This is a genomic window from Chryseobacterium rhizosphaerae, from assembly GCF_003385455.1.
In the GTDB taxonomy this organism is placed as follows: domain Bacteria; phylum Bacteroidota; class Bacteroidia; order Flavobacteriales; family Weeksellaceae; genus Chryseobacterium; species Chryseobacterium rhizosphaerae.
This window is the reverse complement of the sequence record NZ_QNUF01000006.1, coordinates 114619-130367: the sequence shown is the minus strand read 5'-3', so window position 1 is coordinate 130367 and position 15749 is coordinate 114619. Positions and strand designations below refer to the sequence as shown.

Here is a 15749-nt window from a genome sequence, read left to right as displayed (position 1 = left end):
CAACAAAGTCCTTTACCGGGTTTTATTCTGAGTAAATCAGAAATTGTTTCTTATTCTTAATATTCGTCAAAAACGTCAACGAATTTTTGTGCGATTTCTTTTTGCCCCTTTTCACTGGTTATATATTCCCGGTCTTTGGAATTATTGATAAATCCAAGTTCTACCAATACAGTGGGAGCTTTGGTTTCTCTCAGCATATGAAGGTTACGCCCTTCAATTTTGCGTGCATCAAATTTTTTAGAAATTTTTTCAGCCAGCTTTTTAGAATTTTCCGTGTCTTGAACATAGATTTCAGTTCCCTGCTGTACCGTTTCTTCTTGAGGAGATCTGTTAACATGAAGGGAGATGACCATTTCAGGATTTAAACTGTTAATCTGGGTTGTTCTTTCAGAAAGACTGGGATAGCTGTCATCGTTTCGTGTTAAAACGATTTCATATTTGTTTTGACCTTCATTAATCTTTTGAATTTCTTTAGCAATATTCAATGAAATATCTTTCTCAGAAAAATGCCCATATACTGAACCAAGATCATTTCCACCATGACCGGCGTCTATGATTATGTATTTCTTGTTAATAGGGGTAAATGATAAAAATGCTATACAAAAGATGGATAAAGCAAGTAATCTTATACCTTTCATTTTTATTGATTTTGGTTTTTCAAATAACGGAAAAACTTTTTTAAAAATTAGTTAACATAATCTTAAAATTTGTTAATTATATTCAAACTATAGATGGATCGGTTATTAATTCAATGAAATGTCTTCAGGGGAATTAGCCCAAAGTAAAAATTCTCCACCAAGATTCTGCATAATAGATTTCCAGAGTGTCTGATCATTAGGAAGAGTATAGTCCAGATTATATACATCCACTACGGTCCACACTTTTCTTTGAACCTCTGTGTCCAGCTGATTGGGAGACCATCCGGAATATCCGGAAAAGATCTTGATGTCCTGAATGTCAAGCTCATTGTTCAACACAGCATTGATAATCCGCTCAATGTCTTCCGTAAGATAGAATTCATCTGTGATATCAGTGAAAATTTCTGTTACTTTCTTCCCCTTTACAATAAAAAAAACTTTATCATTTTCTACAGGTCCGCCGTCATAAACTTCAATTTTGAAATCAAAGAAATCTTTGAATTTAGTACTCATCTGGCTGTTCTTTTTATTTAATATCAAACCAAATGCTCCACTTTCATTATGTTCAATAACCAGCACTACCGATCTTGAAAAAATATCGCCGGAAATGTCAGGGGTCGAGATTAATATTTTACCTTTGTATGAGTGATTCATACTCAAATTTAATAAAAAATATTTATGGAAAACCTGCATGACAAAAGAAAAGTGTATGATAAATCCCAACTTATTGAAAGTGAGATAAAACAAAATCCTGTTGAGCAGTTCAGAGACTGGTTTTTGGAGGCCAATGAGAGCGAAATGATCTCTGAAGCCAATGCTATGGCGGTTTCTACACTAGAAGAAGATGGGTGTCCAAGAACCAGAATGGTATTGCTTAAAGCTTATACCCATGAAGGATTCATTTTTTATACAAACTACGACAGCAGAAAAGGAAAAGCAATAGCACATACTCATAAAGCCTGTCTTCATTTCTTTTGGCCGAATCTTGAAAGACAGATTATTATTAAAGCTAATCTGGAAAAAATAGCTGAAAATCTCAGTGATGGTTATTTTCACTCAAGACCGAAAGGCAGCCAGCTGGGAGCAGCTGTTTCTCCTCAGAGCCAGGTTATTCCTAACCGGGAATTTTTGGAAGAAAAGCTGAAAGATCTGGAAAAAGAATATGAAAATACTGAAGTTCCAAGACCTGATAATTGGGGAGGGTATATAGCAAAACCATACGAAATCGAATTCTGGCAGGGAAGACCAAACCGCCTTCACGATAGAATCATTTATCAACTTGAAGACCTGGATTGGAAGATTTCCAGACTGGCACCATAGTTTTTTAGACAGAAATTTAAAATACAAGCGTTGAAAATTATTCAACGCTTATTTTATTATTCTCAGCCTTTTACATAACACTGCTTTAAGTCTATTTCTGATTAGTCAAGGTAATCATGGATTATAGATATTCAAAGTTTATTCTGCCGGAATAGGAGATAGGAAATGTGGGGATTTAGACCATAAAAAAAGGCTGTTTCTAAGAAACAGCCCTTGAATTTTTGTAATCTGAATGATTATTTTTTCTTAACACCAGAAACTGCATTTGATAAATCAGCTCCAGCTTTAAATTTAGCAACTTTTTTAGCAGCAATTTTAATTGGTTTTTTAGTTGCAGGGTTAATACCTTGTCTAGCAGCTCTCTCAGCTACTGAGAAAGTACCAAATCCTACTAAAGAAACTTTTCCATCTTTTTTCTTTAAAGTAGTAGTTACATTAGAAATGAAAGATTCTAAAGCAGCTTTAGCTGCAACTTTAGTGATCCCTGCATCTTTTGCGATTGCGTCGATTAATTCAGACTTGTTCATAATTTTTAATATTAAAGTTAGTTCGTAATTATAGCAAATATAATACTATTTTCTAATTGTGCAATTTTTTTATTAAAACTTGCGCAATTTTTTTACTTTTACGTGAAAATGGTTAAAATATGATAATTCGGGTTTCCACGAAAAATCTACGTTACGGGCTACTAAAATCATGCCAAATGCTTATGTGTATTGACTTTAGCAAAAAATTAATATTATTTCCTGTATTTATTAAATCCTAAATTGTGTGTAAACTTTTAATGTTTTTGAGCATATGTTTGTTAATTCTGTAATTAAAATTCAAAATTTTTATATTTTGTAAAAATAAATAGCTGTGTTTGTGGGAGTTTTAAAATGATAAGACACACCTGTTTTATTAATTTTTATTAATAAATTTGCAACATGTTAATAGAAGTTTTTAAGTCCAAGATTCATAGGGTGAGAGTTACGGCCTCAGACCTTAATTATATAGGAAGTATCACAATAGATGAAGATCTTATTGAAGCTGCCGGTTTGGTGGTGGGAGAAAGGGTCTATATTGTTAATGTGAATAATGGGGAGCGTTTCGATACCTACGTTATCAAAGGGAAAAGAAAGTCTGGAGAAGTATGCCTTAATGGCCCGGCAGCCAGAAAAGTACAGAGGGATGATATTATCATTATCATTGCTTATGCGCAAATGACTCCTGAAGAAGCGAAAGATTTCCAGCCGAAAATAGTTTTCCCGGATGAAAAAACAAATCTTCTTACCTAATTCATGGAGAAAACATCAAAAAATCCTTTAAAATCAATACTTACAATAGTAATATCGCTTGCTTTTGCAGGCTTTTTTTTATGGCTTGCCTTAAAAGGGCTTGATTTTAAAGTGATTCAAAAATCGTTAGCTAAGGCAAATTACCTTTGGGTATTATTTGCTTCTGTTTTTGGGCTTCTTGCTTACTGGTTCAGAGCAATTCGCTGGAATCTGATGCTGGAACCTATGGGGCACAGGATTTCCAACTCTAATGCACTTTGGTCTATATCATTTGGATATCTTATGAATCTTACGATTCCCAGAAGTGGGGAACTGGCAAGAGCAACAGCTTTATACGGAGTGGAAAAAGTACCGGTAGATAAATCTTTCGGGACCATCATTCTGGAAAGGGTCGTAGACCTTATATGTATGCTTGGTTTTCTTGGACTGACTTTGCTCTTTAAATATGATGCTATTCTTTCTTTCTACGAAAATTCGGGAGTGAATATCAATCCTAATAAAATTTTACTTGTTCTTCTGATATTGGCAGGAGGAACAGTTCTGTTTTTTGTATTTAAAAAGAAACTTGCAGGCGTTCCTTTTTTAGGGAAAATAGTCAATTTTATAGACGGGATTTTTCAGGGCCTAACCACTATTTTTAAATTAAAAGAGAAAGGAAAGTTTATCCTGTATACTTTAGGGATTTGGATCTCCTATTATTTTGCGGCATACCTGGTATGTTTTGCACTTCCTGAAACTTCAGGATTTACAATGGCAGATGGTTTTTTTATTATTGTTGTAGGAACATTAGGAATGATCATTCCCGCAAGCGGAGGAATCGGGGCGTATAACCTGGCGATGAAATACGGATTTATGGCACTCTTTATTTCCATAGGGAAAAGTGCTGATCTGGGAGGTGAAATGGGACTTACCTATTCATTTATTTCCCTGCCGCTTCAGATTGTCATTATGCTGGTAATGGGACTGATTTCTATTCCGATGTTGGCAAAAGCAAGAAATGCTGCGGTTTCGGATAAAAATTTTTAAGAATAAATTTCACATAATATACCTTATAAAGTTCAATTGAAAAATTGGACTTTTTTTGTGGAATTCTACTACACAAAGGTGTAGTGTCCGGATTATTTTTTATAAATAAATTTGGTCAGTTCATAAATCAAATTTAACTTAAGGCAAAAATAATTTATAACATAGTACATTATGGCAATTAATTTACAGAAAGGACAAAAGATTGAACTGGGGCTGACCAAAATGACAATAGGATTAGGCTGGGACCCGAATGAAGGAACAGGCTATGACTTCGACCTGGATGCTTCTGCCATCATGATTGATTCCGACAGAAAATTAGTAAGCGAAGAATATTTTGTTTTTTATAATAATCTACAGTCTCCGGATGGTGCATTAACGCATACCGGTGATGATCCAAACGGTAAAAATAGCGACGGAGATGATGATGAAGCCATTGTTATAGATCTTGAAAAGGTAGATGCAAGAGTGGAAGAAATCCTTTTTGTAGTAACAATAGAGGATTTTGAAAGAAGAAGACAGAATTTCGGACAGGTAAGAAATTCATATATCAGAGTAGTGGATAATAATAACAGCCAGGAAATTGCAAAATATGAACTGGATGAAGATTTTTCTATTGAAACGGGAGTTGAGTTTGGAAGACTGTATAAAAGAAATGGAAGCTGGAAGTTTGAAGCTTCCGGAATAGGCTACAGAGCAGATTTAGGATTCTTCCTGGAAAAATATTATAAAGGACAAATCATTAAATAAATTATCAAACACACAAAACGATAACTATGGCAATTAATTTACAGAAAGGTCAGACGATTGATTTAAGAAAAAATGACCGTGGAGAAAGTATTTATGACCTTTCGAAAGTTACGATCGGTTTAGGATGGGATGTAAGAAAACAAGGAGGTTTCTTTGGAAAATTATTTAATAAAGAAGCTGAATATGATCTTGATGCAGTAGCGTTCCTTTTAGACGGAAACGGAAAAGTAGCCAATCTTGGAAGAACTGTCCAAACCAATGACGGAAGACAGATGGGGCTTTATCAGGGTGATGTGGTCTTCTTTAATTCTATGCAGCATCCAAGTGGGAATGTATGGCTGACCGGAGACAACAGAACAGGCGCCGGAGATGGGGATGATGAGCAGATCATTGTTAAACTGGATCAGCTGGATCAAAGTTATCAGAAAATTGTTTTTGTAGTTACCATTTATCAGGGAAGAAGCAATAATCAGCATTTCGGAATGATCGACAATGCATTTATTCGTGCAGTAGATGCTTCAGGAAAAGAGATTACAAAATATAGTTTATCCGGAGATTCAAGCATGAACGGAATGTGTGCAATGGTTTTTGCCGAAGCATACCGCCATAACGGCGACTGGAAATTCCGGGCAGTGGGAGAGCCGCACCAGACAGATAACTTTATTGATATTCTGAGACAGCAGTACGCTTACCCAAACTAAACTTTATTTCTATTAACCATAAAAATGAATGCCGGCTTGGAAGTCTTCGACTTCCTCCGCCGGCTTCCCAATTAATACTTGTCTTATAATGACCAGAAGATTATTAGCCTATTTTTTATTGGATACCTCAGGTTCTATGAACGGAGAGCCCATTCAGGCCCTGAATAACGGATTCAATGGGCTTATCAGTATGCTTCGTGCAGATCCGCAGGCGATGGAGAGCCTTCATCTCAGTGTCATTACTTTTGACAGAGAAGTTAAAAATAATGTTCCCCTGGTGGATCTTGCGAGTTTCTATCCTATGGAAATTACCTGCCCGGATAGTGGACCCACCCATACAGGAGCTGCTTTGGAAATGGTTTCGGAGCTCGTTCAGAAAGATCTGGTAAAAGCAACTTCTGAAGTGAAAGGAGACTGGCAGCCTTTACTCTTCCTATTTACAGATGGAAAACCCTCAGATATTCAGAAATACAGGCAGATGATCCCGGTGATCAAAGGGCTTGAATTTGGAGCTATTGTAGGCTGTGCAGCAGGTCCAAAAGCGGACGAGCAGTATCTTAAAGAACTTACTGATCATGTGGTAAAGCTGGATGCTACAGATGCCATTACACTTTCCTCTTTTTTCAAATGGGTAAGTTCTTCCATTACACAGGGTGGGCACTCCCAAAGTACAGGAGAAAACATAACACTTCCCCCGCCACCATCTGAACTTAATATTATTATTTAAAAAACTGTCTTTACAACCATGAGAAGACTACCTATTTATTTTTTAGTAGACATCTCCGAATCTATGGTAGGAGAACCTATTGAGCAGGTACAGGAAGGTATCGCCAATATTGTAAGAGAATTGAAAAAAGATCCCTATTCACTGGAAACCGTTTATATTTCTGTGGTAGGTTTTGCCGGTGAGGCGGAGGTTATTGTCCCTCTCCAGGATATCATCAGCTTTTACCCTCCAAAAATTCCCATCGGAAGCGGGACATCCTTATCCCAGGGTCTTATTAAAATCATGGATTGTATAGACCGTGATATTGTGAAAACAACGTATGACAGGAAAGGAGACTGGAAGCCTATTGTCTTTTTATTTACCGATGGAGTGCCCACTGATGATGCTACTAAAGCCATTGATAGGTGGAATACCAAATATGGAGGAAAAGCTAATACCATTGCTGTTTCTATAGGTGAGAATACAAACTATAAACTACTGGGCTCCCTGGCAGATAATGTCTTATTGTTTAACAATACGGATGAAAATTCCTATAAAGAGTTTTTCAAATGGGTGACAGATTCCATAAAAACCACCAGCCAGAGTGTTACTGAGGCTAAAAAAGAAGGAATTAATCTTTCTAAGATAGATTCTGTTATTTTAGAAAAGGTAGACCCGGAAATGGAACAACGGTTCCCGGATAATAATTTTGTGGTTTTAAATGGTAAGTGTTCAGAAACAGAAAAGCTGTATTTGATGAAGTTTAAAAAAACATTTGCTGCATCAGGTATACCCGGAATGTCTACGAGATATTACAAATTGGATGGAGCCTATAAAATTGATGAAAAAGCGTATTTCAGACTTTCTTCTTCCCAGAAAAATATACTGAAAATTTCCATAGAAGAATTACAGGGCGGAACTTCATGTCCTCATTGTGCTAATCCTATTGCGCTGGCAACCTGTTCCTGTGGAGGTATCCACTGTCTGCAGGGAGAAGGATATAACAAATGCCCATGGTGTGGAACATCGGATTATTATGGGTTTTCCAGTGAAGGTTTTGATATTAACAGGACGTTGGGCTAGCAGCAGGACTGAGCTGAAAAAAATGATTCATTATCCGGCTTAGAAAATATGGGATAGAATTATAGTAATAATTGCTGAATATACCACGCATGAAAATACCTAAAATTTATTTTGGAACTCAGAAAAAGACCATGGAAAAAACTGTTATTGATCGAGAAAAAGAGGAATTTAAAGAGGCTCATTGGGTCCTGAAAAATGCCAATTCAAAACAGTTTTATGAATTCATTTTTGACCTGGCAATGTTTCCGAATATAAAGATTAAAAGTATAGGAAATCTTGAAGAAACGGGACTTGTTTTCGAAAACAATACCCTGTCAGGAACTCCGGTAACGAGTAATGTGTATCATTTAGATATCCAGTTCTTTCATATCCATGATGAAGGCAGCATGGAGATAAAACCCATACAGTTGTTTGTCAATGCTAACCCCAAAGATTTGTGGAAAAATATTCCAAGTGCTCAGGATGCTGAGTTTCCTAAACAGGATGAGACTTCCTATAAAGGTAATTTTTTAGACAAAAAAATTGTTGTGGTTTCTAAACGGGGCCGTTCTCATGCCCACGAAGGAAAATTCAGGGATGATGATTTTGCAGTCAATGAGCTTTCTTCCTCCTGGAGTATAGTTTCTGTTTCAGATGGAGCAGGCTCGGCAAAGGCCGCTAGGGAGGGGGCTAGATTAGCGGTTAATTCGGTGAATATGTTTTTCAGTGCAACAGATATACTCCGTGAAATTGAAAAAAATGTCAGGATAATCTATGATACTGAATATCCCCGGGATAGAAAAGATGAAGCCGGGCAGAATATTGTAAAATATTTATATGAAAGTGTCACGGAGGTTTATTATACCTTAGAAAAAGCAGCGGCTGAGCATAGTCTATCTATCAATGATCTGCATACTACCTTGATCTTTACGCTGGCTAGAAAATTTGAATTTGGGTATGTAATTCTCAGTTTTGGAGTAGGAGACTGCCCGATTAACCTTATCAGTAAAGATTTTTCAGAAGTACAGCTTCTGAATTCAATGGATGTAGGAGAGTTCAGTGGTGGTACCCGATTTATTACGATGAAAGAAATTTTTAATGATCAGATGGCATCACGTTTTAGAATCACCTGTGTGGAAGATTTTTCTTTCCTTAGCCTGATGACAGACGGTATCTATGATCCTAAATTTGTTACAGAAAATAAGCTGGAAGATATTGACAGCTGGAAATTATTCTTTAATGATCTGAGTGGGAATAATGATGACAGGGCAAAGGTAGATTTTCTCAGTGATGCAGAGATTGATAAGCAGCTTTTGACCTGGGCGGATTTCTGGAGCAGAGGAAACCATGATGACCGAACTTTGGCCATAATCTATTAATAAAGTATGAAAAAAACAATTAAGGTCGTTTCTGTTTTAGATGCAGCCAAAACTTATGAATATGTTGATGAAAGCCCGATCCGGGGTGGCGTGAAAGATGTTTACTTCTCACCTGATAAGGACTATGTGGTAGCTTTTTACCGAAGTCCGCTGGATGAAGGACAGAAAGAAAGGATCATGAGAATTGTTTCTACATATTTGGGAAATATACAGAACGGGAATGCTTCGGAATACTTTCTGAACGAAATATTCAGATGGCCATATGATATTGTTGAAAAAAATAAACTGACGGGGATCATTGTCCCGATTTATAATAAAAAATTCTTCTTTGCTAAAGGATATGTGGGTTCAGATAATATCCTGGGTCAGGATAAAGTAGGGAAATGGTTTACAGCACCAATGTTCCGGAATCATCAATATCCGCTAAGGCTTGATCAGTCTGAACTTGGAGATTGGCTGAGCTATTTTCAGATCGCTATCAATATCAGCCGGGGCGTTAAAAAGCTGCATCAGATGGGGTTGGCCCATTCCGATCTCTCTTACAATAATATTTTGGTGGATCCGGTTACAAAATCAGCCTGTATTATTGATATTGATGGTCTTGTAGTTCCTAAGTTATTTCCCCCTGAAGTTATCGGGACAGCAGATTTTATTGCTCCTGAAGTTTTAAAAACGCAGCATTTGAACCTTACCGATCCGGATAGGTATTTACCCAATCAGAAGACGGATCTTCATGCTCTTGCCGCTCTGATTTATATGTACCTTTTAAGAAGGCACCCGCTGCGTGGAGGAAAAATATGGGATCTGGAGTCTGAAAAAGACGAAATACTATCCATGGGAGAGAAAGCAATGTTTGTGGAACATCCTGAAGACCCTACCAATCATGTGAAAACCGATCAGCTGAGAAAATGGGATGCTTTCTGGGGAGATCCTAAAAATATACCTTATACCATTGTTGGACCTTATCTTTCCGATCTGTTTAAAAAAGCATTTGTAGATGGATTACACGATCCTATCAGGCGTCCTACAGCTAATGAATGGGAAACGGCTTTACTGAAAACAGTAGATTTAATACAGCCTTGTCATCATTCTGCCTGTACAGAAAAATGGTATGTCTTTGATAATACAAGTACACCCAGATGTCCTTTTTGTGGAACACCTCATCAGGGAAGTCTGCCCGTTTTAGATTTATATTTTAAGTTTGATGATGAGGTATGGAAGCCTGAAAATCACAGGCTGATGGTGTATCATAACCAGTATTTATTCAAATGGCATGTGTCCAGAAAGGTCATCCGAAATGAAAACCTTACCATGCAGGATAAAATGCCTGTAGGATATTTTACTTTTCATCAGGGGAAATGGGTATTGGTGAATCAAAGTTTACCCGGTATGAAAGATATTACAGAACAGAAAGAAATTCCTCCTGGTTCTATGGTGGAACTTACGGATGGTAAAAAAATACTGTTGTCTGCTGATGAAGGGGGACGGCTGATTTATGTAACGATGGCTAATCAGTAGTGTTTCTTTGTTTTAATTGCCCTGTTCATTTTTCACTTCCATAAAGTAAGAATGCTCATCTTCTCCTACAATTTGAAAGCCTAAACTGGAATAAAGCTGCTGTGCCTTATTGGTTTTTAAAACACTTAATGATACTGTTTTTCCTGTTTCCGAAGCTTCATCAAGAATATTTTTTAAAATACTTCTTCCCACTCCACGGCCTTGCAATTCGGGATCGATCTGAAGCTGGAGAACTTCTGTTTTCTCAGCAGTTCTGTTTATTTTTAAGAGCCCGATGGGAAGCTGATTAAGGAAAATAATATGAGCTTTATCAAACTCATAAAGAATCCTTTTAAGAGTCGTTTCCTTGTCGGTCGGAAGATGAGATTCAGCATAATGAGGATTCATGGTTTTCATTCTCAGATCGAGAAGGAAATCAATATCATTTTCATTGGCTTTTTCGTAATGCAGGTCAAGATCCATGTTGAAGATAAAAATTAGTGATGCTATTTCAATGCAATTTTCAGTCCCATTTCTTTTTTCAAATATAACAAAACCTCAGCATTTCCGCGGGCATCGTCTACCGGATGATGGGTGTGTTCAGTTTTACGTAGGTGTTTCCATTGGGCAAAAGTATCCCTTTCCAATCCACAATACAGATCAGACAATCTCCTTGAAGAGTAGCCGAAAGGATTTCGTCCAAGAAAATGATGAAAATACCAGCAGATGAACATCCAGTCGAAACCATTATTATCACTGATGAAAATAGGTCTTCCTTTAGAATGAGTTTTGATCCATTCTTCAAAAGTAGACATCACTTTTTCAGGATCTTCAAAATCCATGGTTTCTTCTCTTGTGAAGCCTGAAACCGCTAAAGCATCGGGATTGTATTTTCCAGAAATAGGCTTTAGCTTCCCATAGAAAGTCTTGTCCAGTTCCCCATCTACAAGCACGGCACCAAAACATACCATAGAAAAATCCCCGGGAATCGGACCGTCCGATTCTATATCGACCATGATATAGCTCATTGAATACTGATTTTAGAATAACGAAGATATTGATTTAACCTGAGCTCCAAACACTAAATTTCACTATGTGAGAACAGAAGCTGAAAGAAAAGGCCGGAAGTATCGTTTGAACCTGTGTTTGGCAACAGGATATCCCTCAGCATAGCCATACTACTGAATGAAAACTATTTTTTCCTTCTTCCAGCCTTCGGTTTCTCTCTTTTTACTCTAATTCAAAAAAGCTTCTCTTTCCTATTTTTATCTTAAGCCCCTTTGAAAGTTCAATTTCCTGATCCGGTTCTATGATTTTGACAGAATTGAGCTGAACACCTCCGCTTTGGATGAGCCTCCGCACAGCAGATTTACTCAGGCTGTTTTTTAAATGATGACATAGTTCAAGGATAGTCGTCTTATTTTGGAGATGATTCAACACAATAGCAATCGAAACAGGCTCAAAACTTTTTTCCTCAAAATTTTTATTCTGAAACTGTTGATTAAAGAAGAGTTCTGCATTTTCGGCAGAGACTTTATCATGGTATTGACTGATGATGTTTCTGGCAATCAGCTTTTTTATATTCATTGGATTTTCTCCATTTTCTATCCTTGATGTTAATACAGCTTTTTCTTCCGGTGAGAAATCTGTGGTGAGTTCAATAAATTCATCAATTAAAGAATCCGGAATAGACATGGTTTTCCCAAACATCTCATTGGGCTCATCAGTAAGACCAATCGTATTATTCAGAGATTTACTCATTTTTTCTTTTCCATCAAGTCCTTTTAAAAGGGGCATGCACATGACAATTTGTGCAGGTAACTGATGAACTTCCTGGAGCTGCCTCCCCATAGTACAGTTGAAAAGCTGATCAGTTCCTCCCATTTCAATATCACATTCAATTTTCACTGAATCAAAACCCTGAAGGATAGGATATACCAATTCATGCATGGCAATAGGGGTATTTTCTGCGAACCTTTTATTGAAATCGTTTCTGTGCATGAGCTGGGCTACCGTTACTTTTGACATCAGCTGAATAACCTCCGAAAAATCAAGAATGTCTAACCAATCAGAATTGAAGGCGATTTTTGTTTTTTCTACATCAATAACTTTAGATAGCTGATTGATATAGGTTTTGGCATTATGCTCTACTTCCTCGGAACTTAAAGGTTTTCTTGCCTTATTTTTCCCTGTGGGATCACCAATTCTTGCTGTGAAACTTCCTACAACAATCACAATCTGATGTCCCAGATCCTGAAACTGTTTCAGTTTCTTTAGCACCACCGCATGCCCTAAATGTAAGTCAGGGGCTGTTGGATCAAAGCCCAATTTTACAGTTAATTTTCTGTTTTCCTCTTTGGCGAGTTTCAGCTTTTCCTCCAACCCGTTTTCAGGAAGAGTAATGGCCACATTTTCTTGTAATGTACTGATCATATTGAATAATTTTAAAATGAAAAAGCCCGGACAGATACTGTCCGGGCTCTATATATATGTAGATAATTTTACTGAATAATAGCTATAGAAAGTCTTCCCGAACGATAGGTCGGGGAGTAATACTCACTGAAAAATGGAAGACGCAATATGCTGTTTAAGTGTTTCATGAGATACAAATATAGAAACTTTTTAATCGAAAGCCAATATTTAAACCATCAAGATATATAGTGATGTTAAAAATTAACTAATTACTAATCTTAATGGTTTAAAATAATGGTTCAAAACAATTTTACTTATCAATCTTTAAGCGAATACCATGCCATTATAAAATTTTATTTTAGTGATTAAGAACAGGCTGGAGATAAGCTGCTGAGATCTGTTTTTTCCATAATTCAAGATCTTCCGCAGAGGCTCTGTCAGCTTTGTCAAAAAAGAGATGTTGGATGATCTCAAAGCCGCAATAGGTAAAAATACCCTGATCAGAAGTAAGAGAAAGTGCCGTATCCATTCCTGTTTGTTTATATTCTTCATGAGACTTTCCATGGGTATTGATGATAACGGCTTTTTTCCCTTTTAAAAGTCCTTTTTGTATTCCCTGGTCATAACGATAGGCAAAACCGTAACTGAAAACACGGTCTATATATCCCTTCATGATAGCAGGAAGTCCAGTCCACCAGATGGGATAGATAAAGGTGACTTGATCTGCCCATGAAATAAAATCCTGTTCCTGCTGTATATCATCAGCTACTTGTCCACTACGCTGCCCCTGCATATCTGCTAACGATAAAACAGGATCGAAATTCATCTGATAAAGATCCCTGATTCTGAGCTCGTGATGTTCAGACTGAAGCGTTTCTATAATGTGGCTTAAAATGTTGTGATTTAAACTGCCTTCGTTAGGGTGTGCATAAATAATTAAATGTTTCATTGCGCTGCTTTTTTAAATTTATAAGACAAATGTAAAGCAGTGGGAATGTTAAAAATTGTAAGAAAACGAAATCTGAAGATCAGGATTTAGGATTGCAGATATCCTGTTGAAACTTCAGGTATTGGGCAGGGGAAATATTCAAAAAATGTTTGAAATCATGAATAAGCTGGCTTTGATCATAATAACCGCATTCATCGATGATGTGAAACCACTGAACTTTTTCCTGCTTTGCGGTCTCTTTTTCTATGATTTTTATGGCTTTTAAAAAGCGGTTGTAACGGTTAATTTCCTTAATAGAATATCCAAATTGTTCCTTCTGTTTGCGCTGAATATTTCTTTCGGTCTGGTTCGTCTGTTCAGAAACGATTTTTATCGGATTCAAATGATCATTTTCAATACCACTTAAAAGTTTGCTTATAGTATCCTGATCCTGTAAATATGGAATACAGAATTCTAAAATATGATTCACCTGTTCTGTAGCAGACTGGAGGTGGGAAAGCTCATACCATAAATTAGTAAAGCAATTTTCATCCAGAAGTTGATCAGGGTGTTTAGCTGTTGTATGGACAAAAGAAAGTTTTCCAAAAAACCTAAAGAATGCATCATCTTTAAAATTAGCTACAAGTATAGAAGAACCTGCCGGAAGCATATAATCAAAAGCTTGTCTTACAGGACCGAAAACGATACACTTATCAACACTGATAATCGTTTTTTCACGGGTAGACATGGATGCCTGCTCCCCAAAGCAGAATAATAACAGGGTTTGGTAAGTGGGAAGTAAAGTTTTGACGATAGCCCCAGCAGAAGTATTTTCAGCAAAATAGAAATGAGTGAATACATTTTCAAACTCCTGGGGAACAGGAATTCTAAATTCATGATATTCGGGCAGTTGGTCAGGCATCATCTTTTTTATGTAATCAGATTTTTACTCATCTTATAGTTGATGAGGTCAACTCCTTTGAGGTGTACAGTTTGTTCAGCATTCACCTTAAAACCCATTTTTTCAAAAAAAGGTTTTGCTGTCTTGCTGACATCGGCATTTAGTATGGATGCCTCCTGTTGTAGGGCTTCCTGTTCTATCTGAGTATACAATGCCTTTGCAATTCCCTGATGCTGATAATTCTTATGTACAAAGAGCAAATCAATATAGTTTCCCTGATCGAGGGTGCAAAACCCAATCATTTTATTTTCAGAAACAGCAATCAAAATGTGCTGTTTCTCTATTACTTTTAGCCATCTTTCTTCATTTTCAGTACCTGACTTCCAAACTTCAATCTGTTCGTTATTGTAGTCTTCCTTGCAGACATCCGTAATGGTTTCCGCAAAAAGAAGCTTCATATCCGCAAGATCAGCTGTGTTTCCTTTCCTGATGATCATGGTGTAGGGGTGATATATTGTTTTTCATATAATTTCTGCTGTTCTTTATTCAGAAAAGGATAGAAAAGATTCATCTGCAGCAAGGTATAATGCGATATCGCTGCCTCTTGATCCAGTTTTAAAATTAACCTGTTGTGGGTAAGCCAGTTATCGGCAATAATGAAAATCTGCTGGATAAGGCTGTCCATCATAAATTCAGGTACATCTTTTTTAAAAATATTATTCTTTTGTAATCCGGAAAAGATCATCTGAAATTCTTCTTTTCTACTGGTATGGATCTCTTCATACTGTGATCTTATTTCTGGAATTTCTTTTAAGATATCTACAAAATTAACGAATATAAACCGGAAAGAATAAAATATTTTACACGTTGAAAAAGTAAACTGATAAAGGTTTTCCAGCGTATTATTTTCCATTTCTTTCATTGTATTCAGCAGTTCGTCCATTTTCAGTACGAGTTCCTGGAAGAGTATTTTAATGATATCTTCTGAATGTTTGAAGTGATAATGCAAGTTTCCCGGACTGATATTGAGCTCCGCAGCGATATGTCTGGTAGTGATTGTAGTATAACCTTTCTCATTAAAGAGTTCGAGGGCCTTCAGTAAAATTTTTTCTTTGGTTTTCATCATTTAACAAATATAATATTTTATTGATACTA

Annotated in this window: 19 protein-coding genes; 9 read left to right on the top strand and 10 right to left on the bottom strand. The window is 36.7% G+C overall.

Going from position 1 to position 15749, the window contains the following annotated elements; translation table 11 throughout:
- Positions 1-56: 56 nt before the first annotated feature.
- Positions 57-638, bottom strand: a complete 582-nt coding sequence (locus DRF57_RS07340) for an N-acetylmuramoyl-L-alanine amidase family protein (protein ID WP_084085338.1) — start codon at positions 636-638, stop codon at positions 57-59.
- Positions 639-743: 105 nt separating this feature from the next.
- Positions 744-1292, bottom strand: coding sequence for a YqgE/AlgH family protein (locus DRF57_RS07335; RefSeq protein ID WP_084085336.1), 549 nt, complete (start codon positions 1290-1292; stop codon positions 744-746).
- Between the two features lie 24 nt (positions 1293-1316).
- On the opposite strand from DRF57_RS07335, the gene pdxH reads away from it, so the two are divergent.
- Entirely contained in the window at positions 1317-1958 is a 642-nt protein-coding gene (gene pdxH, locus DRF57_RS07330) for a pyridoxamine 5'-phosphate oxidase (RefSeq protein ID WP_047488116.1), read from the top strand.
- A gap of 236 nt (positions 1959-2194) precedes the next feature.
- Here pdxH and DRF57_RS07325 read toward each other — a convergent pair whose 3' ends face one another.
- On the bottom strand, positions 2195-2485 hold the full coding sequence (locus DRF57_RS07325) for an HU family DNA-binding protein (RefSeq protein ID WP_084085334.1): 291 nt from the start codon (positions 2483-2485) through the stop codon (positions 2195-2197).
- Positions 2486-2884: 399 nt separating this feature from the next.
- On the opposite strand from DRF57_RS07325, the gene panD reads away from it, so the two are divergent.
- The 8 genes from panD to DRF57_RS07285 all read left to right on the top strand — a co-directional run bounded on the left by panD (position 2885) and on the right by DRF57_RS07285 (position 10374).
- A complete protein-coding gene (gene panD, locus DRF57_RS07320; protein ID WP_029294648.1) occupies positions 2885-3235 on the top strand; it encodes an aspartate 1-decarboxylase in 351 nt (116 codons plus the stop codon).
- 3 nt (positions 3236-3238) lie between these two features.
- Complete coding sequence (locus DRF57_RS07315) at positions 3239-4261, top strand: lysylphosphatidylglycerol synthase transmembrane domain-containing protein (protein WP_115917689.1); 1023 nt, start codon at positions 3239-3241, stop codon at positions 4259-4261.
- Between the two features lie 171 nt (positions 4262-4432).
- Positions 4433-5008: a TerD family protein gene (locus tag DRF57_RS07310; RefSeq protein ID WP_047488127.1), complete on the top strand. Its 576-nt coding sequence runs from the start codon at positions 4433-4435 to the stop codon at positions 5006-5008.
- Positions 5009-5034: 26 nt separating this feature from the next.
- The gene (locus tag DRF57_RS07305) at positions 5035-5709 is read left to right on the top strand and encodes a TerD family protein (protein ID WP_047488130.1); all 675 of its coding nucleotides are present in this window, start codon (positions 5035-5037) and stop codon (positions 5707-5709) included.
- A gap of 88 nt (positions 5710-5797) precedes the next feature.
- Positions 5798-6436 (top strand): vWA domain-containing protein, encoded by a 639-nt coding sequence (locus DRF57_RS07300; protein ID WP_047488132.1) that lies wholly within the window; start codon positions 5798-5800, stop codon positions 6434-6436.
- 18 nt (positions 6437-6454) lie between these two features.
- A complete protein-coding gene (locus tag DRF57_RS07295; RefSeq protein WP_084085330.1) occupies positions 6455-7498 on the top strand; it encodes a TerY-C metal binding domain-containing protein in 1044 nt (347 codons plus the stop codon).
- Positions 7499-7587: 89 nt separating this feature from the next.
- Complete coding sequence (locus DRF57_RS07290) at positions 7588-8856, top strand: PP2C family serine/threonine-protein phosphatase (RefSeq protein WP_052188589.1); 1269 nt, start codon at positions 7588-7590, stop codon at positions 8854-8856.
- Between the two features lie 6 nt (positions 8857-8862).
- On the top strand, positions 8863-10374 hold the full coding sequence (locus DRF57_RS07285; RefSeq protein WP_115917687.1) for a helix-hairpin-helix domain-containing protein: 1512 nt from the start codon (positions 8863-8865) through the stop codon (positions 10372-10374).
- Positions 10375-10386: 12 nt separating this feature from the next.
- Here DRF57_RS07285 and DRF57_RS07280 read toward each other — a convergent pair whose 3' ends face one another.
- The 7 genes from DRF57_RS07280 to DRF57_RS07250 all read right to left on the bottom strand — a co-directional run bounded on the left by DRF57_RS07280 (position 10387) and on the right by DRF57_RS07250 (position 15720).
- Positions 10387-10836 (bottom strand): GNAT family N-acetyltransferase, encoded by a 450-nt coding sequence (locus DRF57_RS07280; RefSeq protein WP_115917685.1) that lies wholly within the window; start codon positions 10834-10836, stop codon positions 10387-10389.
- A gap of 23 nt (positions 10837-10859) precedes the next feature.
- Entirely contained in the window at positions 10860-11381 is a 522-nt protein-coding gene (locus DRF57_RS07275; RefSeq protein ID WP_115917683.1) for a 3'-5' exonuclease, read from the bottom strand.
- A gap of 202 nt (positions 11382-11583) precedes the next feature.
- Positions 11584-12786 (bottom strand): tyrosine--tRNA ligase, encoded by a 1203-nt coding sequence (gene tyrS, locus DRF57_RS07270; RefSeq protein WP_115917681.1) that lies wholly within the window; start codon positions 12784-12786, stop codon positions 11584-11586.
- Positions 12787-13123: 337 nt separating this feature from the next.
- A complete protein-coding gene (locus tag DRF57_RS07265; RefSeq protein WP_115917679.1) occupies positions 13124-13714 on the bottom strand; it encodes an NAD(P)H-dependent oxidoreductase in 591 nt (196 codons plus the stop codon).
- Between the two features lie 79 nt (positions 13715-13793).
- Positions 13794-14618: a helix-turn-helix domain-containing protein gene (locus DRF57_RS07260; RefSeq protein ID WP_228450323.1), complete on the bottom strand. Its 825-nt coding sequence runs from the start codon at positions 14616-14618 to the stop codon at positions 13794-13796.
- Between the two features lie 5 nt (positions 14619-14623).
- Positions 14624-15091: a GNAT family N-acetyltransferase gene (locus tag DRF57_RS07255; RefSeq protein ID WP_115917675.1), complete on the bottom strand. Its 468-nt coding sequence runs from the start codon at positions 15089-15091 to the stop codon at positions 14624-14626.
- On the bottom strand, positions 15088-15720 hold the full coding sequence (locus DRF57_RS07250; RefSeq protein ID WP_052188590.1) for a TetR/AcrR family transcriptional regulator: 633 nt from the start codon (positions 15718-15720) through the stop codon (positions 15088-15090). Before DRF57_RS07250 ends, DRF57_RS07255 begins: the two co-directional genes overlap by 4 nt.
- Positions 15721-15749 lie beyond the last annotated feature (29 nt).